The following is a 21,478-nucleotide window of genomic DNA, read 5'->3' as shown; positions in this document are numbered from 1 at the left end:
TAAAGCCGAACTAGTCGGTTGCTTTGCGTCGACCACGTTCGGTTAGTGATAACACATACACTAATAAGCAGGGCAAAAAGGTCAGCGTCACAATCATTGAGACAAAAATACCCACTAACACGACGATACCAATCCCCCGATAAAGCTCAGCACCTGCACCCGGAATGAAGACCAATGGGGCTAAACCAAATACCGTAGTCATGGTTGACATCAGAATTGGCCGTAATCGCGTGGCGACCGCTTTCACCACAGCCTGTTGAACGGTGTCACTGGCATTTTCCAGGTAACGGCGCGCCTGCTCAACGATCAGAATCGGGTTATTCACTACCGTTCCCAGCAAAATGACAAATCCCAGCATGGTAATCATGTCGAAAGGCTGTATTAATGGCGGCAAACCAATCATGGCAAGTAAAGGCCCGGACTGATTGACGGCAACCAGACCAACAATACCGGCAGCAATCCCTAATGGTACGGTTGCCAGAATGATAAGCGGATAGCCCCAATGAGAGAAAATGGCCACCAGTAATAAATAAATCAGCGCGACGGCAACCACCAGATTTTCTGATAACGATTCCCGGGTCGCATCCAGCTGATCTGACGCACCTGAAATACTGAGAGAGACGCCTTTGGCGACTTCTCCTTGAGACTGCATGGCAGGGATCATTTCATTGCGAACCCGTTGTACGGCGGTTTCCAATGCCACGTCACGTGGTGGGATAATCAACAGCGTGACGGTGCGGCGGCCATCAACTCGGCGCAGGGTATCACTGTCCACGGTTTCGTTGAGATCTGCCAGCGCATTTAACGGCAGAATGCTGGCATTGGGTGTTAATACCGGTAATTCTGCCAGGTTTGGCAATGATTGCGATTGTCCGGCATGGCTATAAAGAAAAATATCGATCTTGTCATCATCAAGAAAAAACTCATCGACAAACGCCCCGTCACTCAAGGCGGAGACTGCAAAGCCAAATTCGTCAGCGGTAAAGCCAACTTCAGATAACCGGTGCCACCGAGGCACAATTTCGATCAAAGGTTGATCCAAAGACAATGAGCTGGGGGAGGAGTTAATTTGTGGGTTATCGAACAGGTTCTCAGCACGTTGATAGGCATATTCGGCCGTACGGTAGAGATCACCCATATCAGGGCCGGCAATATCCAGGTTCACTGCCCGCGTGCCTCCCTGATTACTGGAGATGATGGAGCCACGACCTGAGAACGCGCGCATACCCGGGTAGCTTTTGAATAGCTCGGTCAGAGTTTCCATCATGGCATTGATATCATCACCACGCTTGGGTTCGCTCAGTAGCCAAAGGCCATTAGGTGACGTTCTAAGGTAGTAATAAGCCAGTGCTGGCAGGCGGATTTCACCCCGATCAAAATCGACCGGATCGGCTTGCCGGGCTTGTTCAAGAATGACATTGACTTCGCTGGCAATACGCTGCATTTCAGACAAATTGGTGCCCGGCGGTGCCATCATTGAAGAAAACGCTTTTGGCTCTTCACCTTCTGGCAAATACTCTGCTGGTGGCATCAAAATCCACGCCGCAACAATGGTAATCGTGAACATAATGGTCATGGTCAAAATACGCCGAATATTGCCGGCGGTCAGCCAGTTAATGGTTTTTAATATCAAACCATGACGATGCAGGTCATCAAGACTTTTGCTGGCTCCTGTGCCCAGACCAAATCGGGCACAGGCAGAAGGCACAACCCCAACAGCAAATAACATGGATGCCATAATGGCAATCGAGATAGCAATGGCAATATCCGAGTAAAGCTGGCCGGCCTCTTCCTGAACCAGCAATACCGGTAAAAAGACGATAACGGTCGTCATGCTTGATGCGAGAACGGCGGTCCACACCTCGCGGACACCGGTAATTGCCGCTTCAATTCTGTCCAGACCGCGGCGACGAGCCTGCTCAATACTTTCCAAAACGACAATCGTGTTATCGACAGTCATGCCTATCGCAAACGCAATCCCGGCCAGTGAGATAACATTAATCGTGCGGTCAAACAGTAACAGTCCTAAAAACGCGGCGATAACGCACACTGGCATCCCCATCAGACCAATAACCGTACCGCGAAAAGAACGCAAAAAGGCAAACAGAATCAAGCAAGCCAACAAGCCCCCCAACAGCAGGTTTTGGGAGACATTTTGAATGGCCGCTTCGACATAACGCACATCATCGCCAAGCAGGAAAATATCCAGTCCATTTGGTTTGAGCACGGTTTCTCGAAGTTCATCAACCACACTGAGCATGCCGTACTTGATATCAATGACGTTGGATCCCGGTTCACGTTTAACGGCCATGTGAAGCGCTGCTTCATTATTGATAATGGCTTCTTCCCGGATTTCAAAGTGATCCAGCTGAACTTCGGCAACATCTTTCAATAAGATGTCGGTATTGTTGCGCCGCGCCAAAATCAGATTTTCTAATTCCTGCTGGCTGTTAAACCGACCCACCGTTCGTAACAGGTATCGCCGCTGACCTTCATCAATGTCGCCGGCCGAGGCATCACTATTGCGTGCACGGATAGCATTACGGACATCGGATAAGGTAATACCACGTTGAGCCAGTTTGGCAGCATCAACAAACACCTGCATTTGGCGTTCGGCACCCCCCCGGATTTGCACTTGTGATACGCCGTTGACCCGTTCCATGGCAGTGCGAATATTGTCATCAACAAAATCCGTGATCATATGTAAATCGAGATTTAGCGGATTTCCGGGCAAAGGGGTAACGGTAAAATGCATAAACGCATTTTCAGAGAATGAACTGTTGCTGACTCGGGGCTGATCAACATTTTCCGGATAACCAGAAACCTGACTCAGAGCGTTGGTCACCTCGATCAGGGTTTCATTGATATTGACGCCAAAAGGAAAATGCATTTCGATTTCGGCTTGGCTGGTTTCAGCAAAAGACTCCATCCGAGTGAGATTCGGAATATTGCCAAGATAACGTTCCTGCTCAATCAGAATTTCTTTTTCGATATCTTGAGGGGTTGCACCTGCCCAGTTAGTTTGGACGCTGATAATACGGGTATCCAGATCCGGTATCATCTGCACGGGAATCAGCCGAACAGCCGCGAGACCCAGCACGCACACAATCAGAACAATGACGGTCAGTAATTTCCCATTGCGAATTGGTGCCTCAAGCATGATAGAGATCCTTAATTGCCTTCAACGATGCTGACCGTGTTGCCTTGCTTAAGGACTTCATTACCACGCAATACCACGCGATCATCCTGTGCCAGACCCTCGCTGACAATGACACTTTGAGGGGTTTCTTGCTGAATAACGACCGATTGACGACTAACGGTATTATCTGCATTGACAACAAACACGCTGCGACCGCCATCGGGATGTCTTAACACCGCATCACGAGGCAGCGATAATCCTGGCTGCTGGTTGCTTTTCAGCGTAATGGCAGCCGTAGCCGACGTGCCTGGCAGCAAGGTAACCTGCGGATCGTCCACTACTGCTCGGACCAGAAATGAGCGCGCCTGCGGGTTACTGACTGGAACAATGGCGATCACTTTGCCAGTGAGGGACTGATTTGGTAGCGCGTCCGGGTAGATGGTGATCTGACTGTCTTTATTCAAATAGGTGAAGCGTTCCTGCGGCACATTGATATCCAGACGAACCTGTTCCAGCGAGACCAGCTCAAGCACTTGATCACCACGATTAATCCACTCACCCGCTTCGGTCATTTTGGCGCTGATAACACCATCAAAAGGGGCGGTTAATTGATGTCGTCGACGCTCTTCGTCAACCCGGCTGGCATTGGCTTTGGCGGCAGCCAAGGCCGCTTCGGTCACAGCTAGATTGGCCTTGCGATTTGCCAGTTCCGTGGCGGAAATATAATTATCGCCTCGCAGACGTTCAGCTTCTTCAACCAGGCGTTTTGCCTCGGTGACAGCGGCTTGGGCTTCTTGGCTTGTGGCTCGTGCCTGAGTTAATTGAAGCTGTGTCAGGACACTATCCAGTTCTATCAGTAAATCACCTTGTTTGACCGCATCACCTGCATCGACGCGAACAGATTTAACCAAACCATCCATTCGTGGCGATAACATGGCTTGTCGCTCAGCGCTGAACGAGCCGGAAAGTTGTATACGTTCGCCAGTATCTGTCAGGACCGGTTTAACAATGGTAACCGGCAAATCTTCAGCGTATGCAACGGACAAACCGAGCACAAACAGCAGCCCGAAATGGCAAAACCAGGTGGAAAACCGGCGGAAACGTTTAAATATATCCATGAGCGTCCAGTATTTAAGCAAGTCCCTTTTACTGAGCAGGGGGGACAAAAGAAGTTCCTGCACTGACTTATCTGAATCCTTATAGTTTACCGTTTAACCGACTGGATTTATGTCAAAATGTGTAAAAACTAGATTTTAGGAGTTGTTATGACCGTACGGTCTATGCTCAAAAATTGGGCGGCGCATTACTTCTCAGATGAAGAAGCGGTCATTTTGTTACTGGTGTTGTTGCTTGGTTTTGCAATTGTTATCTGGCTTGGTGGCATGCTGGCTCCCTTTTTTACCGCGCTGATATTAGCGTTTATGCTGCAGGGGCTGATCAATATGCTGGTGCGCCGACATGTACCGGAATGGTTGGCCATGGTCTTGGTTTATCTGGGGTTTGTTGGTGCCTTGTTGGCGATGGCTTTTTTGCTGTTGCCACTGCTGTGGGAGCAGTTAGTCAATCTGGTGCAGGAAGCGCCGAGGATGCTATCAAGTGGTCAAGCCTGGCTGGACGGACTCCAGACGCAATATCCTAATCTTATCAGTCCGGATCAACTACAAGTCTGGATTAGTGCGGCAGGTCGTGAGTTATCTCAGTTTGGTCAGCGCGTATTGACGATATCACTGTCTTCCTTGGGTAATATTATCGGCATTATTGTCTATCTGGTGCTGGTGCCGATTCTGGTGTTTTTTTTATTGAAAGATCGTCGTCAGTTGACGCAGTTTGCCGTGAATTTGTTACCGGAAAAGCGGGGGTTGATGAGTCGGGTCTGGCAAGAAATGGATGATCAGATCGCGAACTATATTCGTGGTAAAGCCATTGAGATCATTATTGTCGGTGGCGCTGCCTATGTCATGTTTTCCGCGTTTGCATTGCCCTATGCAGCATTGTTGGCGGTGATTGTCGGCTTTTCGGTGTTGATCCCGTTTATCGGTGCTGCCGTGGCAACCCTGCCGGTTGCTGCGGTAGCGGGATTTCATTTTGGTATGACGGAGCAGTTTTTATACGTATTGTTGGCTTACGGGGTGTTGCAAGCATTGGATGGAAACGTGCTGGTGCCCGTACTGTTTTCTGAAGCCGTCAATCTACATCCGGTCTCCATTATTTTGGCGGTTCTGTTTTTTGGTGGTATTTGGGGCGTTTGGGGCGTATTTTTTGCCATTCCATTGGCGACCCTGATTAAAGCCATGGTTTTTGCTTGGCCCCGGGGCTTGAAACATCAGCAGGTTGTGGCGGATAAAAATGTTATCGACTCAAAGTAACGGCTTACTGACCAGATAAATGAACAGCGCCTGTTCGGCACAATGCGCGGCCTGAGTCACCAATAACGGTAACTGTGCCGGGATAGAATTGAACCTAATTCACCTTGTTAAGGTTAACAAGGCCAATAAATTGTCATGTGGTCCGAAAGAGCGATACGCATCGTCACACAGTATTGCTGTGATTAACTGGTTGGGGAACCAATTAGTCTGAATGATGTCGAAGGTGCTGATGTTAGTGATGGCCCAATAACGTATCAAGGGCGCAAGTCCATTTTGCCGTATTCTGACATCGTTTTGAATGTTCTCTCCTCCGACACGAGCCGCCGATTTAGCGGCTCATGTTGTTTTCTTGGAAATTATCCCCATTTCATTTTTAATCGCCATCCTGTGCGATTCGATAAAAGAAGTGCTTTTGTCGCGGACAATGGAGGAGCAATATCATGAATGTATTTAACTATCTGGCGGCCGCCGCATTAAGTTTTGGTGTGGCAGATATATCTCGGGCGCAACAATCCACACAGCAGCTAAAATCACCAGTAGAAACGTTTGAACAGGTTGTCAGTCAATTTAATGCTGACAATGACCGACTGAAAGCTATTTTAGCGAATGATCCATTAACGGCATCAGATGTTGCCGAAATTTCCGTGTTGACCCAGGCATTAGAGATTGCATTGAACAAAATAAATCAACAGTTTGTTGATCCTAAGAATATTGCCCTTCCGGTGATTAGCACGCTGCCTGAAGAGAGGGTGACGAACAAAAAAGGCTAACAGGCTTGTCCTGCTTGCTTTATTTCAGTTTTAAGTAGTGAGAAAAAACGACCATTATGAATACTCAGCCGACCTATTTTTAACGGCTTTCAAGCTTTGTTTAAAAATAATAGGTGGTATGATTCAGAGTCAGGTTAAGTTGATTCAGGAGCAACTATGCGTACATCGAAAGCCATAATTTCCGCGATTATTATTGCTGCTATTGCAATCTTTGTGGTTGCTGCGGTTTCTACCTTTATTTCTGGTTCCAGCGATCACTATGATCGGCCGGGAGTAACATCAGAAACTGATCCACAAAATGCGCCTGAGCCAATCGGATCTGAGCAGACCGAGGCGTTGGCAATGACGGACGACACCAGCGCTATTAAGGAGCAAGAGCAGGCGGCACTCGAAGAAACCATGGTTGAAGAGGTTGTGGATGAGACTTCTGACATTGTCGACTTAGCGACGGAAGAGGCATCAGAGGCATCAGCGGCTATTGCAGAGAAAACCAGTGAGGTTATTGCTCAGGCCGAAGATGCTGCTGCTACAGGTCGTGAAGAAGCCGAGACTTTGTTAGAACAAGCTTCTCAAGCTGCTGAACAGGTGGTTAACGTAAAGCCATCTGATGCCGAACCTAAAACACATACCATCGCTGCCCAAGGCTTGATTTATGCGCCACTGGTAGTTCAAATTGCGCCTGGAGATAAAGTTACGTGGACAAATATGAGTACGCATGACACCCAATCAATAGAAGGGTTAATCCCGGAAGGCGCTGAAATGTGGCATTCACCAATGAGTGAAAATTTTCAGCGTACATTCACGGAAGAAGGAATTTACATTTATAAATGTACACCTCATTTTGGTGCGGGGATGGGTGGTGCCATTATTGTTGGCCAGCCAGTGAATCTTGAACAAATTCAAAATGCAGAAGTGAATGGCGCTGCTAAACGATTAGTCAAGAAAGCCTTACAAGTTGCCGAGTCAATGTAAAGCAACCCACGCCCAAGCCCGCTAACTAGGTGGGCTTGGGCGAAAAATTTAAAAAAATACAGATTCTGCTAACACTCGAACAAAAATTACTGTATCCTTTCACGCGTCCTGACGGTACCTAAAGGTTTTATCAGGTCGCGGAGCGGTAGTTCAGTTGGTTAGAATGCTGGCCTGTCACGCCGGAGGTCGCGGGTTCGAGTCCCGTCCGCTCCGCCATTTTTCTCTTTTAAGTTTAAGCATTAAGGCCGTATTGCCGAGGCCAATCAGAAAATGCTTCCAGCCCCAGTAGTTCAATGCGTGGTGATGCCAACGCCGTTTGTTGATCCAGTTCGGTGTTATAACCCCACGTTGCCAGCCATAACTGTATCTGCTCCAGCTCTGGTGTGGTGATGATATTACACAACGTCGGCAGCCGATCTTCGACGAATAGAATCTGGCCGGTGTAGTGGTTTTGCAGCATTCTTAAGACACTGGCTTTGCTGAGCTGGCGATCCATGCCATAAATTTGATCTTCCGGCACGGTGATTTCATTTGCCGACAAAATCGCGGAAACAAACCGCTCCTGTTTGGTGGTGATGATGACCAATTGCGAAGTCGGAATTTGCTGCATGATCTGTTTGATAGTTGGGTATAGCGGATTTTTCTCTACCCAGCCGCTAAAATCACATGCAATCCAGTCATCGCGAACCTCAGCAAATTGATTTTTTAACAGACTGGGTGAGAGCTGATATTGCTGCATCACACGGTCCATGTTGTTGCTGAATGAATTAATCAGCGTTTGCACGGCAACGCCATCCACCAGCGCGCGCAAAATAAGGATACTCTCAAAGCCGGTTTCCATGACTGGCCGCACTTGGCGAAACGCGGCTAATAAGGGTTTGCTCAGTGTCGCTGGCAGTTCCGGCCACAATTGATGCGCGACCTGCCAACCACTTAACGCCGTTTCCACCGCACTGTCACAAATGACGCCATCAAAATCGAGGGCTATCAGGGGTAAGGAATCTGAATTCATCATGGTTATCAACCTAGCGTTGATACACGAGCTTACCCTGAAACAGGGTATAGCACGGTTGATAATGAAACAACCAGCCAGCGAAAGGACTGTTTTTGCCCGCGCTGACAAACTGATTCGGCTGACATTCGTAGTGCGCATCGGTATCGATGACACAGATATCAGCGGTGGCGCCGACTTTAAGTTGTCCTGCCTCAATGCCTAAAATTGCCGCTGGTTGACAAGTCAGTGACGCCAAAGCCGTACGCAAGTCTAATTCGTCATCTTCGACCAGTTTTAAGGTTAGTGGCAGTAGTGTTTCGAGCCCGGAAATACCGGGTTGCGTTTCAGCAAAGGGGCCAAGTTTGGCATCGGCATCAAGCGGCTGATGATGAGAGCAGATGGCCTGAATAACGCCACTTCTCACGCCTTGCTGAAGTTGTTCGCGATCGCGAATGCTTCTTAATGGTGGCATCACGTGACTGAAGCTATCGTAATTGCCTAAATCATGTTCACACAAGTGCAGATGATGTGCGCTGACATCTGCGGTGATATTGAGCCCTTTTTCCTGCGCATCACGAATCATTGAGAGTGCTCTACCACTGGATATGTTATGAAAGTGAGCGCGCACTCCGGTTTGTTCGATAAGCAATAAGTCACGCATAACAGCAATCGTTTCTGCGCTTTCGGGAATTCCGTTTAAACCAAGCCGAGCACTGACGGTGCCTTCGTGAATACAGCCTTGTCGTTGCAACCAGCCGTCAGCAGCAGTGATAAATACCGTTAAATCCAGGGTCGCGGCATATTCCAGTGCCCGACGCCAAACAACCGTATTTTTTACGGCATTCAAACCATTACTAACGCCAACACAACCAGCTTGTTTGAGTGCGGCCATTTCTGCCAAAAGCTCGCCATCAAGCTGTTGTGTCAGCGCGCCCATCGTGAGCACCATAACGCGTCCGGCTTTTTTAGCACGGTCTTCTATGAGTTCGACCACAGCGGGGGTATCAATAACTGGATCGGTATCTGGCGGCACAACCAAGGTTGTAATTCCGCCGGCTGAAGCAGCACGAGATTCACTGTCGATGGTTGCTGTGTGTTCCTGGCCCGGCTCACGAAGTCTGGCGCTGAGATCTACCAATCCAGGACAGACAATTCGGCCACGCGCATCCAGAGTTACATCTGCTGTAAAACCATCTAACGTATCGGTAATGGCAACAATCTTGCCATCGGCAATATAGATGGCATGATCTGCTTCAAGCTGGCTTGCCGGATCAATTACCCGGCCGCCTTGAATCACGCACTTCATGATTGTGCCTCTTGTAAATCTGACTGACTGCCCAGTGCCATTGACATCACCGCCATACGGATGGCGATACCATGCGTCACCTGTTCTAAAATAACGGATTGCGGTCCATCGGCAACAGCAGAGGCGATCTCAACCCCGCGATTAATAGGGCCGGGGTGCATGACGATGGCATCAGGTTTGGCATGACGGAGTTTTTCTGCTGTCAGGCCAAAGCAGCGATAGTATTCACGGGCGCTGGGCAACAAGGCGCCTTGCATCCGCTCTAATTGCAGTCGGAGCATAATGACGACATCTACTCCTTCCAGTCCGGATGCCAAATCATGAAAGACATGAACCCCCATGGTCTGACAGTCTCGTGGTAGCAGCGTTTGTGGACCAATAACACGAATTTCGCCAACGCCAAGTGTGGCCAAAGCCTGGATTTGTGATCGGGCCACCCGGGAATGCAAAATATCGCCAACGATGGCAACGCGCAGATCGGCAAACTGGCCTTTGTGACGGCGAATGGTAAACATATCCAGCATGGCTTGTGTGGGATGAGCATGACAACCATCACCGGCATTAATGACACTGACATGCGGCGCAACATGCTGAGCAATAAATTCAGCCGCGCCACTTTGATTATGTCTAACCACAAACATATCCGTATGCATGGCTTCCAGATTATGCAGGGTATCCAGCAGACTTTCGCCTTTTGCGGTTGCGGAAGTAGAAATATTGAAATTCATCACATCAGCCGATAACCGTTTCGCCGCTAATTCAAAGGTAGAGCGAGTTCGAGTGCTGTTTTCGAAAAACAGATTGATGATGGTTTTGCCACGTAACAGCGGGACTTTCTTGACCTGACGATTGCCCAAACCAGAAAATTGCTCAGCACGGTCCATGATTTCCGTGAGCAAGGGACGTTTTAGCCCTTCAATCGTCAAGAAGTGGCGCAGCCGACCGTGCTCCGTCAGCTGATTATTTGCCATGTTTGACCTCGGTTTCGCGCACGATCAGTGATAGCGAATTATTTTCATGGCGAAGTTTTAGGTGCTGGCCTTTTGCAACCGTGACCTCAGCGCCGACAATATCAGGATGAATCGGCAATTCCCGGCCGTTACGGGCGATGAGCACCGCGAGTGTGACAGAAGCCGGCCGACCATAATCAAATAATTCATTGAGAGCTGCCCGTGTGGTTCGTCCGCTATAAAAAACATCATCAACCAGCACTAAATGCCGGTTATCAACCTCAAAGGGCAGTTCGGAAGGGGAGACCTGCGGATGCATGCCTATGCGGGTGAAATCATCCCGATAATAAGCAATGTTTAGTGTTCCTAGCGGCGCATCGAAAAAGTCGTCACCGAGCCGCTTTAATAGAGCTTTGGCGATCCATACACCGCCAGTGTGAATACCGACCAGCAAGGGTCTTTTGTCGGAAAATTGTTCGCGGATAGCATTTGCCATGGTATCCAGCAACGCATTGATATCAGCAGGTGAAGTTGGCATTGTCATTGTTGGTCCAGCCATGATTGAAGAATAATTTGTGCTGACAGTTTATCCACATCACTGCGTTGCCTTGAAGCAAACTTGGTGTGTAGCCCCATTTGATCCAGCGCCTCAAATGTACTGAGGCGTTCATCCTGCCATACCACAGGGATTTTAAAACGATTATGCAGACGGTTGCCAAATTTCCGTGCCGCGTGGGTCATCTGTTGTTCAGTCCCATCCATATTCAGCGGCAGCCCGACGACGATTTGTCCGGGGCGCCACTGATTGATCAGTGTTTCTATTTGTTCCCAGTTCGGTATCCCGTCTCTTGCCTTTAATGCGGTCAAGCCATTAGCTGTGCCGGTGATCTGCTGACCAATCGCGACCCCAATGTGTTTCATGCCGAAGTCAAAACCCATAATCGTCTGAGGCGCGGTCATGCATGCCCCGATTGATGACTCAAAAGGTGGATGTCAATGCCGAGCAGCCGGGCACTTTGCGCCCAGCGATCGCTGGGCGCCGTGTTGAACAAAATTTCGGGGGTGGCAGGGACGGTCAGCCAGCTGTTTTCAGCCAGTTCTGATTCCAGCTGTCCGGTATCCCAACCGGCATAACCAAGGGAAACCAAGGCATTTTCAGGACCTTTTGATGTGCCAATATCGGCTAGGATATCGCTCGATGAAGTCAGATAGAGTTGCTCAGCAACATTGAGCGTATTTTTCCAGTATTGCCCTCCGTTATGGAGCACCAGGCCTTGCTCTTTTTTTAATGGTCCACCATAGAGTACGGGACCATGATGAATCTGCTCACTTTGATTATCGATTTTCAGGTGTTGCAGTAACTCTGCCAGTTTGATTTTGGAGGGGCGATTGATGATCAGGCCCATGGCGCCATAGGCATCGTGTTCGCATAAATAGACTACCGCTTGATGGAAAGTCTGATCATGCAAACCAGGCATGGCGATCAGCAAGTGATTTTTCAGATAGGTCGGCTGCATCAGAAAAAGCTGAAACCGACCTGGAATAAACGTTCAACTTCTTTGATGTAACGTTTGTTGGTTAAAAATAAAATAATATGGTCCTCCGCCTCAATCTTGGTGTCATGATGCGTAATGATGACTTGTTCTTGCCGAACAATGGCGCCAATCGTCGTTCCCGGCGGCAAGTCAATTTCGTCGATGCGTCTGCCAACCACCATTGAGGAACTGCGATCGCCATGGGCAATGGCTTCCAGCGCTTCAGCCGCGCCACGCCGCAAAGAGTGCACGGCAACAATGTCGCCACGTCGAATATGAGCAAGCAAGCTGCCGATAGTCGCTTGCTGCGGAGAGAGCGCAATATCAATAGAGACACTTTCAACCAGATCAACATAGGCGGCACGGTTGATTAAGGATAAGACTTTACGCGCGCCCAGTCGTTTAGCCAGCATCGCAGATAAAATATTGGCTTCATCATCATTGGTCAGTGCACAAAATAAATCGACTTTATCGATCTCTTCTTCCAAAAGCAGTTCTTCGTTAGCAACATCGCCGAGTAAAACAATACTTTGTGATAATTCTTCTGATAAATAATCAGCTCGTTTTGGGTTGGCCTCAATGACTTTGACTTGATAATGATGTTGCAGCGCCCGGCCCAAGCGAATGCCTATGTTACCGCCGCCAGCCAGCATAATGCGCTTGTAGGGTTTGTCGAGTTTGCGCAATTCTGCCATCACCGCCCGAATATCTTTGGCCGCGGCGATAAAAAAGACCTCGTCATTGGCTTCAATAACGGTTTCGGCTTTAGGGTGAATTGCTTTGCCCTCGCGAAAAATAGCCGCCACCCGGGTTTCGACTTTGGGAATATGCTGACGTAACTCACGAAGCGGATGGCCAACCAGCGGACCGCCATATAAGGCTTTCACCGCGACTAGTTGCACCAGCCCATTGGCAAAGTCGAGCACCTGTAAGGCATTAGGATGATTGATGAGTCGCTGAATATAATCGGTGACCAGTTGCTCAGGACTGATAACCACATTGATGGCGATGGCGTCCTCTGCATTATCGAACAGCTCTGAGCGGGCCAGATATTCGGGCGCCCGAATACGGGCGATTTTTGTCGGTATGTTAAACAGGTTATGACAGATTTGGCAGGCAACCATATTGGTTTCATCGCTATTAGTGACTGCAAGTACCAAATCCGCATCTGCAGCGCCAGCTTCTTCCAGTATAGCGGGATGGGAAGCTGAGCCTTCCAGGGTCTTTATGCCGTACTTTTCCTGTAGTTTGGCCAGACTACTGACATCCATGTCTACCATGGTGATCTCGTCATCTTCTTTGGCCAGCGTTGCTGCGACTGAAGCACCAACCTGACCGGCACCCAAAATCAGGATTTTCATGCCATTACCCTAAAGTTGTTTGGTATCAATACCAAGTGACCGCAGTTTCCGATAAAGATGCGTGCGTTCCATCCCCGCCAGTTTTGCCGCTTTACCAACATTGCCATTGGTTTCTTGCAACTTTTGCAACAGATAAATACGTTCAAATTGCTCTCTGGCTTCGCGCAACGGCAGGTCCAGGTTAATTCCTTCAATGTCATCCGCAGCCGGTTCTGGATCAGCCTGGAGCGCGGCTTCAATATCTTCGACGTCAATATCGTCTTCATCGCCAAGCAGCAACATACGCTGAATAACGTTTTTCAATTCGGTGACATTGCCGGGCCAATTGTAATTACGTAATCGGTTTTGTGCCGCAACAGTAAAGCGACGATAGGGCATACCCGACTGTGCGGTTTGCTGATCAACGAAAAAATGGACCAGTTCTGGAATGTCCTCCACATGTTCTCGCAACGGTGGCAGCATCAAGGTAATGGTATTCAGCTGATAATAGAGCCCTTCTAGAAAATCACCCCGTTGAATCGCCTTTTCCAGAGACTGCTGCGTCGCGCAAATCAGCTGAGTTTGCTGAAGGCGACCGCTTTCCAGCATATGCCGTAACAAGGTTTGCGCTTCGTCGCTGAGCAGCGCGATATCATTAATATACACACAGTTTTGCTGTGCCAGACTGACCAGCTTTTCACTGTCCAGAGGAAAGCTTTCCGGGCTAAACTCAATGAACTTACCGTTCGCGTAATTCCCCATTTGATGCAGGTAATGGGCAAAGCAATGTTTGCCGGTACCGCCCTCGCCAAATAAGAGGATCGGCATATCGTGACCAGCTATTTTTTCTACTTGTTCACGAAGCTGTACCATTTTGGCGCTTTTGCCCACTGGATCAACCGCTTGTTCCATCTGTTGGGCGACTTGCTTGGCGCGATTTTCCAAAGCCATTTCAACGCCGCGCAGCAGTTTGGCCATGGAAAGCGGCTTTTCAATAAAGTCACAGGCGCCGAAACGGGTTGCCTCTACGGCGGTTTCGATAGTGCCATGACCGGACATCATGATCACACTGATCTGACTATTTTGCTGCTTGAATTCTTTAAGCAGGCTGATGCCATCAATATCCGGCATCCAGATATCCAATAAAATTAATTGCGGCTGATGATTGATAAAGGCTTCGCGTGCTTCTTCGCCATTACTGGCGACAGTCACCCGATAGGCTTCATCTTCCAGAATGTCACGGATAAGATGACGAATATCCGGCTCATCATCGACCACCAGAATCAAGGGTTTTTCAGTACTCACGATTACGCATCCTCCAATGGCAAGCGGATAATGATACCGGCACCTTCATCGCCAAGGTTTTCTGCCCAGACATCGCCGCCATGTTCTTCAATGATTTTTTTGACAATAGCAAGTCCCAGCCCCGTGCCTCTGGTTTTGGTGGTTGCATAGGGTTCAAACAGTTTGTTGATCATCTCTTCTGGAAATCCGGGACCTTGATCGTTGACAGTAATTTCCAGCCAGCGACGGTGTTGGTAACGTACCGCATGATAACTGATGACAATATCGACAGCCATGCCCGCTTCTTCGCTGGCCTCAATGGCATTTTTAAGCAAATTATGTAGGACTTGGCGAAAGCGATTGCGATCAACCTGTACTTGCAAGTTTTCCGGGCTATTAAGCAGGGTAAACTGATGTGCAGGATTGCTTTGGTATAAGGTGAGAACATCTCTCAGTAAATCGCCGACAGCAAGCCATTCAAGTTGAAGCGTTGGGCTGCGAGCATAATCGGAAAACTCATTGACCATTTCCTTCATCGCTTCAACCTGCTGCACAATGGTTTCGGTCAATTTGTTGAGTGTATCGGCCTGATCGGCTGGCACCAATGAGACATACTTGTGTTGCAAACGCTCGGCGGAGAGCTGAATTGGAGTCAGCGGATTTTTTATTTCATGTGCCAGACGGCGGGCGACTTCGCCCCAGGCGGCATGCCGCTGCGCCTGAATCAAGGCCGTAATATCATCAAATATCACTACCCAGCCACTTTCTCCGGGTAAGGGAGTGCCATGCAACATTAAAGTTTGCCGACCTTTACTCTGATTGAATTCCAGTTGCTGCTCCCAGCCCCTCGCTTCCAGAGTATGATTTTTGATAAGTAGAATAAACGTCTGCAAATTATCATTTAGCCGGCCCAAGGTATCGAGAGAGCTTTCCAGTCGTTGTTGTAAATTCACACCAAGAATGCTGCTGCTGGCCATGTTTGCTGTGCGCAAGTAAAGATCTTTGTCGATAGTGATAACGCCGCTGGATAAGCTGCCCAATACCGTTGTCAGGTAACTGGTCTGCTGTTCAAGCAGGCGATGGCTGCGTTGAGAGGCATTGCGAGCTTGCGTCAGGCGTTGGGTCATCTGGTTAAAGGATCGAACCAAAAAGCCGATTTCATCATGGCCAGAAGCGGTCAACTGTGTATTGTAATTACCGGAGGCAACAGCGCGAGTCCCTTCAGCCAGCGCCTGCAGCGGTGCCACAATACGTTGGGATATCCACACCGCAAACCAGATCGACGCTAGCACGGTCAGGAAAACAATCAGGCTCAAGGTGAGGGTAAAAATGGTGACCAGTGGCTGACGTAAATAGCTTAGTTCTTTGTAATCGGTGTAGGCATCTTGAACATTTTTTCCTAACACGCTGAGCTGATCATTGACGGGAAATAACACATGCAGTAACCGCTCTTCATCCAATGGTGACTGTGCCGGAATGCGAACCGCGGCGCGGAGTTGCAGATCATCATCCTTGGGATCTAGGCCAATATAGTCTTCGCCTTGTTTGATTTGACGAATGATCGCGTCATCAGGGCGGTCAGGAACAATGATTGCCGGGTTATCGATACTGGAAACGACAATTCGGCCATCCGTTCGCCAAATACTCAATTCCAGCGCACCACTGAGTCGATTAAGCTCACGCAGATTATTGCCAAGGCTGCTGTCGGGCAGTTCTGATAAGACACCGGCCATCATACGAGTTTGTCTGAGTAGAGTGCGCATTCGGATACCAAATGCATTGCGGCTTAACTCCAGCGAGTCGTTGAGTGCCTGCTCGACCTGCACATCAAACCAGCTGTTAATGCCACGCTGTAAAAAGTGCACAGAAAAACCATAGACGATGCTGGTTGAGCCGATAATCAGTAACACAAACAGACTGACCAGCCGCAGTGTTAGTCTTGAGCCGGCAGCTTTACGCCGAAAATCGCGGTAAAGTCGATACAGGCCGCGCGTCAAAAGAACAGCAAGCAGAATCAGGCAGATCACGCCAATCCCGAAAATGAGCAAAAATAGATCATTAAGTCGAGACTTGTCCTGCGTGGCTGCGCTTAATAAATAAGCCAGCACCAACAACAACACGGCGAGAGAAAAATACGGCGCCGTGCCGGTACTTAAGCGGCGTATCAGTCGGATGGCCATATGGCTTCGTACCAAGGGCTGGTGAGATCCCATTTGCTGGAAATCATCGCACCGGGCCGCATCGGTGATGGCAGTGCCATCAAATCAATCCCTGTCCGTAACCTCAGCACCAGATTATGATCACGTTGCAATCTTGTGATATCGGGCGGCAAGGTCAGGTTGGTGATGCCGCCCATGGTGTCAAGTGCACTGCCAAGCGTTGGATGGTTACGGTGGGTTGGCGAGTCCGGTGTGTACAACAGATATTGCTCGGACAAGTCATGGTAGCGGAGTTCATAACGTAGCTTGGTTGACCAGAGAACGGTATTCCAGATCCACCAGTCAGGAATCAGCGCGGTGCGATCAATTAACTGGATTTCCTGAAAAAACGTAATCGGGACACCATTATTGAGTGCCTCTTCAACTCGTGGTGTTAATGGGTAGGCGAGTTGGGCATTGACGATGTAGCCGTTACCGATACGATAAATTTGCGCCTGTTCAACCTGAAATCGCGTGTCGGCTTGGCCGTAAAGCGGCAAAATCAGCCACAGGCCAAGCATGGCAACGCGTTTAACTACGCTGTAAGCAGGCATAAAAGAATCCATCAAAGGCGTCATCTCCGGGCAAGCGTTGATAGCCAAACGGGGTTTCACGGCCGGGGGGCTGATCCGCTTTGATCAGTGATGCATCAGGATGTCGTGCTAAAAACGCCTCGATCTGATGGGCATTTTCCGCCGTGAAGATTGAGCAAGTAGTGTAAACCATCCGGCCGCCACGTTTGAGCAAAGGCCATAGCTTATCCAGCAGGTACGCCTGTTGTGCAGCCAATGATGGGATATCAGCAGGTTTTCTCAAAAATTTTATATCAGGATGGCGTCGGATAACCCCGCTACCGGTGCAGGGCGCATCAATGAGAATACGATCAAATGCATTGCCATGCCACCAAGCTTCCGGGCTTGCGGCATCGGCAGTAAGGGTTTTGGCCGTTAATCCTAATCGTTTTAGCGAGTCATCAACCCGTTGTAATCGGGTTGATTCAATGTCCAGCGCTAATAAGTCAATTTCCGGCTGGTGTTCCAGCATGTGCGCGGTTTTACCGCCCGGTGCGGCACAGGCATCGAGTACAACATGACCGACGTGCAGATCCAGCAATTCGATCACCTGTTGAGCCGCACCATCTTGCACGGATACCCAGCCAGCATCAAAGTTGGGCAGCAACCTCACATCACAGGGTTGCGATAGCCTGATTCCTGCCGCGCAATTAGCTAGAGGCTCCGCTTGCCGATTATCCTGATGCAATAAGTCCAAATACTGCTGACGTGAGCAGCGCTGCAGGTTGACCCTGAGAAACATGGGAGCGTGTTGATTGTTAGCCTCAAGAATAGACTGCCAGTCTTCTGGCCAATCATGACGGACTTGCGTGACCAGCCAGTCAGGATGCTCATGTAGGCCGGTCGGTGTTTGTGTTAAGGCCTGATCAAAGGTATCGCGGTGACGCTGGTATTCCCGCAAACAGGCATTAATCAGTCCTTTAGCCCAGGGTTTGGTCAAGGCCTTTGTGGCATTGACGGTCTCGGAGATACTGGCATGGACGGGTTTACGCATTTCTCTGAGCTGATAAAGTCCAATCAGTAACAGTTGATGAAGGTCTTGGTCTTTGGCTTTGAGTGGCTTTTGCAGTAGCTTTTCAGCCAAGCCACTCAGTGAATAGTAATGACGCAAAGTGCCGTAAATGAGCTGCTGGCAAAGTGCCTGTTGTGTTGCTGCTAGGCTGGATGCCGTTTCTGGTAAAACGGCATTGAGAGATCGGTGGTGCTTGATCACAGCGGTTAGAGCCAATGCAGCGGCAGCACGAGGGTCAGAATGTTTTTTAACCAAACTGATCGCCTTCGTTAAGAGTTTGTGCATTCAGCAGATCGCTGATGCGCATACGGCGTTTGCCGGCGCGCTGAATTTCCGTGATTTGCAAGCAGCCTTCGCCGGTCGCCACGATCAAAGCATCACGCTCAATGCGAATAAGGGTGCCAGGCAAGGCAGAACTGGTTTCAGCAAGTGGCGTCGCCCGCCAGATGCGTAATAATGATTCACGCCACAGGGTTTGCGCGACGGGCCAAGGATTGAAGGCTCTAATTTGTCGGTCAATCTGTTCAGCGGATTGATGCCAATCAATGATGGCCTCAGATTTGTGTAACTTTTCTGCATAGCAGCTGAATTCATCAGCTTGCTCAGTTGCTGCCTGTTGGCAGTCATCGAGGGTTGCCAAGGTTTGCATGAGTAATGTGGCCCCTGCTTCAGCAAGTCGGTCATGCAACGTTTGTGCGGTCTCTTCATTGTCGATGGCTAGCGTGACTTGACTTAATACCGGCCCTGTATCCAGGCCGGCGGCCATTTGCATAATACACACACCAGTCTGAGTATCACCAGCGAGAATGGCACGTTGAATCGGGGCTGCACCTCGCCAGCGTGGCAATAGCGAAGCATGAATATTCAAACATCCGGCAGTCGGTGTATCCAATACGGTTTGGGGCAAAATCAGACCATAAGCGACAACGATCATTACCTCGGCCTGATAATCGGCGAGTTTTTGCTGTGCTTCAGTATTGCGCAGCGTTACCGGTTGTTCGACGGTAAGGTTATGTTGTTGCGCCAAGGTTTTTACCGGACTGGCAGTTAACTTTCTGCCTCTGCCTGCAGGCCGATCTGGCTGGGTATAAACGGCAACGATTTCGTGTTCGGATGTGATCAGGGCAGATAGGGTTGTGGCGGCAAATTCTGGGGTGCCGGCAAATAGGATGCGCATAACGAGTTCTTATAGTTTCTGTTTGGTGTGTTTTTCAATTTTCTTGCGAATACGCTCTCGTTTGAGATTACTGAGGTAATCAACGAACAGTTTGCCATCCAAATGATCAATTTCATGTTGAATACAGGTTGCCAGCAGTCCTTCAGCATCCTGTTCATACGGGTTACCGTCAAGATCCAGTGCCTGAAACCGAATCGTATCGGCGCGAGTGACGGTTTCATAAGCTTCAGGTACGGACAGGCAGCCTTCCTGAAAGTCGCGTTGACCGTTTTTTTCGAGAATTTCCGGATTGATGAGAATCATGGGCGCAGATTTATCTTCAGAAATATCGATTACGATGACACGTAGCGGAATATCAACTTGAATCGCTGCCAGACCAATGCCTGGCGCATCATACATGGTTTCGAGCATATCCTCGGCCAGTTGCCGGACGTCATTGTTTACGCTCTCAACGGGCTGCGCCTTGTTTCGCAGGCGCGGGTCGGGATAATGCAAGATGTTTAAAATGGTCATAAATTTCAATTACCTTTAATGCATTAACGCTTTGTATCTGTTTTTGCTATCCAGTGTATTGTAAAACGGACTGGAATCCTTGAAAAATCTTTATATTATAAGGTCATGCTGGTGGCTGTGAATTTGGAAACATCCTACTGGCTGGTGTATAAGCTTTATTGTACTGGGCTGCACTTGTTTCATCGGGTGGTTTATTCCACACTATTATTTCAGGTTGCTAGTTGAATTTCAGGGATTGGGACAACCATCCTGTACTCATGAGGATATATCGATGATACGTCGTTTTTGCCTGACGATTCTGGTTGCTTTTTTAAGTCTCCCATTATGGGCTAATCAAGTCGCTTTGAATCCAGACCACCCAGATAGATATGTCGTGAAAAAAGGCGATACGCTCTGGGATATTTCGGGCATGTTTCTTCAATATCCATGGCATTGGCCGGAGATATGGCAGGTCAATCCCCAAGTTGAAAACCCACATTTGATTTATCCCGGTGACGAATTAACCCTGGTTTACCGAGATGGTCGGCCAGTACTTCAGCTTAATCGTGGCAAACAGACATTCAAGCTATCCCCGGAAGCCAGAGAGTTAATACTGGAAAAGCCGATACCGACCATTTCCATGTCGGATATTGGCCCTTTTTTGAGTAAACCCAAAGTGGTCGGGGCCGAGGTGTTAGATCAGGCACCTTATATTGTGGCCAGTGCCGATGAGCGACTGATATCCGGTACGGGCGATCAGGTCTATGCACGGGGTGTTACCAGTGATGTGGGAGATAATTACAGTGTTTTTCGGGGCGGTAAAAAGTATCTGGATCCGGATTCGGGAGAATTGCTTGGCTATGAGGCTATTTATACCGGTGATGCGACAATTAGACAAACCGGTGATCCGGCAACCGTCGACCTGACTTATACCAACCGGGAAGTCCAAGTGGGCGATCGGTTACTGGAAAGTGAGATCGATGACTTTGAAATGAATTTCTTTCCACGATCCCCTGAGATGAGGGTAAATGGTCGGATTATTTCGGTTTTTGATGGTGTTTCTCAGGTTGGACAATATCAAATTGTGGTGCTTAATCTGGGACTAAGAGATGGCCTGGAGCCGGGCCACGTTGTGTCGCTTTTCAAAGCGGGAGAAACCGTACGGGATCAAGTCACGTCTGATCGGTTTGATAAAGTTACCTTGCCCGACGAGCATGCGGGTGAAGCGTTGATTTTTCGACTGTTTGACAAGGTCAGTTACGCAATTGTGATGAAAGCCACCACAGCAATTAATTTGTATGACAAGGTGAAATCGGCGGAGTAATATTCTGACTCTTGATGATTTTCCCGTCACGCAGCAGCGGCTAGCTG

General features: G+C 49.0%; 19 protein-coding genes and 1 tRNA gene. 5 read left to right on the top strand and 15 right to left on the bottom strand.

The genetic code is table 11. The features are described 5' to 3' along the window. Positions 1 to 10 precede the first annotated feature (10 nt). Together Q7C_RS09415 and Q7C_RS09410 are read right to left on the bottom strand one after the other, a co-directional pair. Positions 11 to 3,160 (bottom strand): efflux RND transporter permease subunit, encoded by a 3,150-nt coding sequence (locus Q7C_RS09415; protein WP_014704517.1) that lies wholly within the window; start codon positions 3,158 to 3,160, stop codon positions 11 to 13. Positions 3,161 to 3,171: 11 nt separating this feature from the next. Continuing rightward, positions 3,172 to 4,257: an efflux RND transporter periplasmic adaptor subunit gene (locus Q7C_RS09410; protein WP_014704516.1), complete on the bottom strand. Its 1,086-nt coding sequence runs from the start codon at positions 4,255 to 4,257 to the stop codon at positions 3,172 to 3,174. Between the two features lie 147 nt (positions 4,258 to 4,404). On the opposite strand from Q7C_RS09410, the gene Q7C_RS09405 reads away from it, so the two are divergent. The 4 genes from Q7C_RS09405 to Q7C_RS09390 all read left to right on the top strand — a co-directional run bounded on the left by Q7C_RS09405 (position 4,405) and on the right by Q7C_RS09390 (position 7,463). Next, entirely contained in the window at positions 4,405 to 5,505 is a 1,101-nt protein-coding gene (locus Q7C_RS09405) for an AI-2E family transporter (RefSeq protein WP_014704514.1), read from the top strand. 440 nt (positions 5,506 to 5,945) lie between these two features. Further along, on the top strand, positions 5,946 to 6,275 hold the full coding sequence (locus Q7C_RS09400; RefSeq protein ID WP_014704513.1) for a DUF6746 family protein: 330 nt from the start codon (positions 5,946 to 5,948) through the stop codon (positions 6,273 to 6,275). A gap of 156 nt (positions 6,276 to 6,431) precedes the next feature. Further along, the gene (locus Q7C_RS09395; RefSeq protein WP_014704512.1) at positions 6,432 to 7,247 is read left to right on the top strand and encodes a plastocyanin/azurin family copper-binding protein; all 816 of its coding nucleotides are present in this window, start codon (positions 6,432 to 6,434) and stop codon (positions 7,245 to 7,247) included. A gap of 139 nt (positions 7,248 to 7,386) precedes the next feature. After that, positions 7,387 to 7,463 (top strand) — tRNA-Asp (locus Q7C_RS09390). Positions 7,464 to 7,479: 16 nt separating this feature from the next. On the opposite strand, the gene Q7C_RS09385 is transcribed toward Q7C_RS09390, so the two are convergent. Genes Q7C_RS09385 through def form a run of 13 tightly spaced genes read right to left on the bottom strand, consistent with a single transcriptional unit; the run spans position 7,480 to position 20,128 of the window. Next, on the bottom strand, positions 7,480 to 8,262 hold the full coding sequence (locus Q7C_RS09385; protein WP_014704511.1) for an HAD family hydrolase: 783 nt from the start codon (positions 8,260 to 8,262) through the stop codon (positions 7,480 to 7,482). 10 nt (positions 8,263 to 8,272) lie between these two features. After that, positions 8,273 to 9,547, bottom strand: a complete 1,275-nt coding sequence (locus tag Q7C_RS09380; RefSeq protein ID WP_014704510.1) for a dihydroorotase — start codon at positions 9,545 to 9,547, stop codon at positions 8,273 to 8,275. Further along, positions 9,544 to 10,518 (bottom strand): aspartate carbamoyltransferase catalytic subunit, encoded by a 975-nt coding sequence (locus Q7C_RS09375; protein WP_041366691.1) that lies wholly within the window; start codon positions 10,516 to 10,518, stop codon positions 9,544 to 9,546. Before Q7C_RS09375 ends, Q7C_RS09380 begins: the two co-directional genes overlap by 4 nt. Next, on the bottom strand, positions 10,508 to 11,041 hold the full coding sequence (pyrR, locus tag Q7C_RS09370) for a bifunctional pyr operon transcriptional regulator/uracil phosphoribosyltransferase PyrR (RefSeq protein WP_014704508.1): 534 nt from the start codon (positions 11,039 to 11,041) through the stop codon (positions 10,508 to 10,510). The genes Q7C_RS09375 and pyrR overlap by 11 nt, the downstream gene beginning before the upstream one ends. Further along, entirely contained in the window at positions 11,038 to 11,457 is a 420-nt protein-coding gene (gene ruvX / locus Q7C_RS09365; protein ID WP_014704507.1) for a Holliday junction resolvase RuvX, read from the bottom strand. The genes pyrR and ruvX overlap by 4 nt, the downstream gene beginning before the upstream one ends. Beyond that, complete coding sequence (locus tag Q7C_RS09360) at positions 11,454 to 12,014, bottom strand: YqgE/AlgH family protein (protein ID WP_014704506.1); 561 nt, start codon at positions 12,012 to 12,014, stop codon at positions 11,454 to 11,456. The genes ruvX and Q7C_RS09360 overlap by 4 nt, the downstream gene beginning before the upstream one ends. Next, positions 12,014 to 13,393, bottom strand: a complete 1,380-nt coding sequence (trkA, locus tag Q7C_RS09355) for a Trk system potassium transporter TrkA (protein ID WP_014704505.1) — start codon at positions 13,391 to 13,393, stop codon at positions 12,014 to 12,016. Before trkA ends, Q7C_RS09360 begins: the two co-directional genes overlap by 1 nt. 9 nt (positions 13,394 to 13,402) lie before the next feature. Next, positions 13,403 to 14,677 carry a sigma-54-dependent transcriptional regulator gene (locus tag Q7C_RS09350; RefSeq protein WP_014704504.1) on the bottom strand — a complete coding sequence of 425 codons (1,275 nt, stop codon included), beginning with the start codon at positions 14,675 to 14,677 and terminating at the stop codon, positions 13,403 to 13,405. A gap of 2 nt (positions 14,678 to 14,679) precedes the next feature. Next, the gene (locus Q7C_RS09345) at positions 14,680 to 16,836 is read right to left on the bottom strand and encodes a sensor histidine kinase (protein ID WP_014704503.1); all 2,157 of its coding nucleotides are present in this window, start codon (positions 16,834 to 16,836) and stop codon (positions 14,680 to 14,682) included. Next, positions 16,821 to 17,408 carry a DUF4390 domain-containing protein gene (locus Q7C_RS09340; protein ID WP_238532302.1) on the bottom strand — a complete coding sequence of 196 codons (588 nt, stop codon included), beginning with the start codon at positions 17,406 to 17,408 and terminating at the stop codon, positions 16,821 to 16,823. The genes Q7C_RS09345 and Q7C_RS09340 overlap by 16 nt, the downstream gene beginning before the upstream one ends. Beyond that, entirely contained in the window at positions 17,386 to 18,693 is a 1,308-nt protein-coding gene (rsmB, locus tag Q7C_RS09335) for a 16S rRNA (cytosine(967)-C(5))-methyltransferase RsmB (protein WP_014704501.1), read from the bottom strand. Before rsmB ends, Q7C_RS09340 begins: the two co-directional genes overlap by 23 nt. Next, on the bottom strand, positions 18,686 to 19,615 hold the full coding sequence (gene fmt, locus Q7C_RS09330; RefSeq protein ID WP_014704500.1) for a methionyl-tRNA formyltransferase: 930 nt from the start codon (positions 19,613 to 19,615) through the stop codon (positions 18,686 to 18,688). The genes rsmB and fmt overlap by 8 nt, the downstream gene beginning before the upstream one ends. Positions 19,616 to 19,624: 9 nt before the next feature. Then, entirely contained in the window at positions 19,625 to 20,128 is a 504-nt protein-coding gene (gene def / locus Q7C_RS09325) for a peptide deformylase (protein WP_014704499.1), read from the bottom strand. A gap of 271 nt (positions 20,129 to 20,399) precedes the next feature. Here def and Q7C_RS09320 point away from each other — a divergent pair, with 271 nt between their 5' ends. Next, positions 20,400 to 21,431 (top strand): LysM peptidoglycan-binding domain-containing protein, encoded by a 1,032-nt coding sequence (locus Q7C_RS09320; RefSeq protein WP_014704498.1) that lies wholly within the window; start codon positions 20,400 to 20,402, stop codon positions 21,429 to 21,431. Positions 21,432 to 21,478 lie beyond the last annotated feature (47 nt).

The sequence above is a fragment of the Methylophaga frappieri genome (assembly GCF_000260965.1).
Lineage (GTDB): Bacteria > Pseudomonadota > Gammaproteobacteria > Nitrosococcales > Methylophagaceae > Methylophaga > Methylophaga frappieri.
Note: the sequence above shows the minus strand (reverse complement) of the source record. Positions and strands in the feature narration are given on the sequence as shown.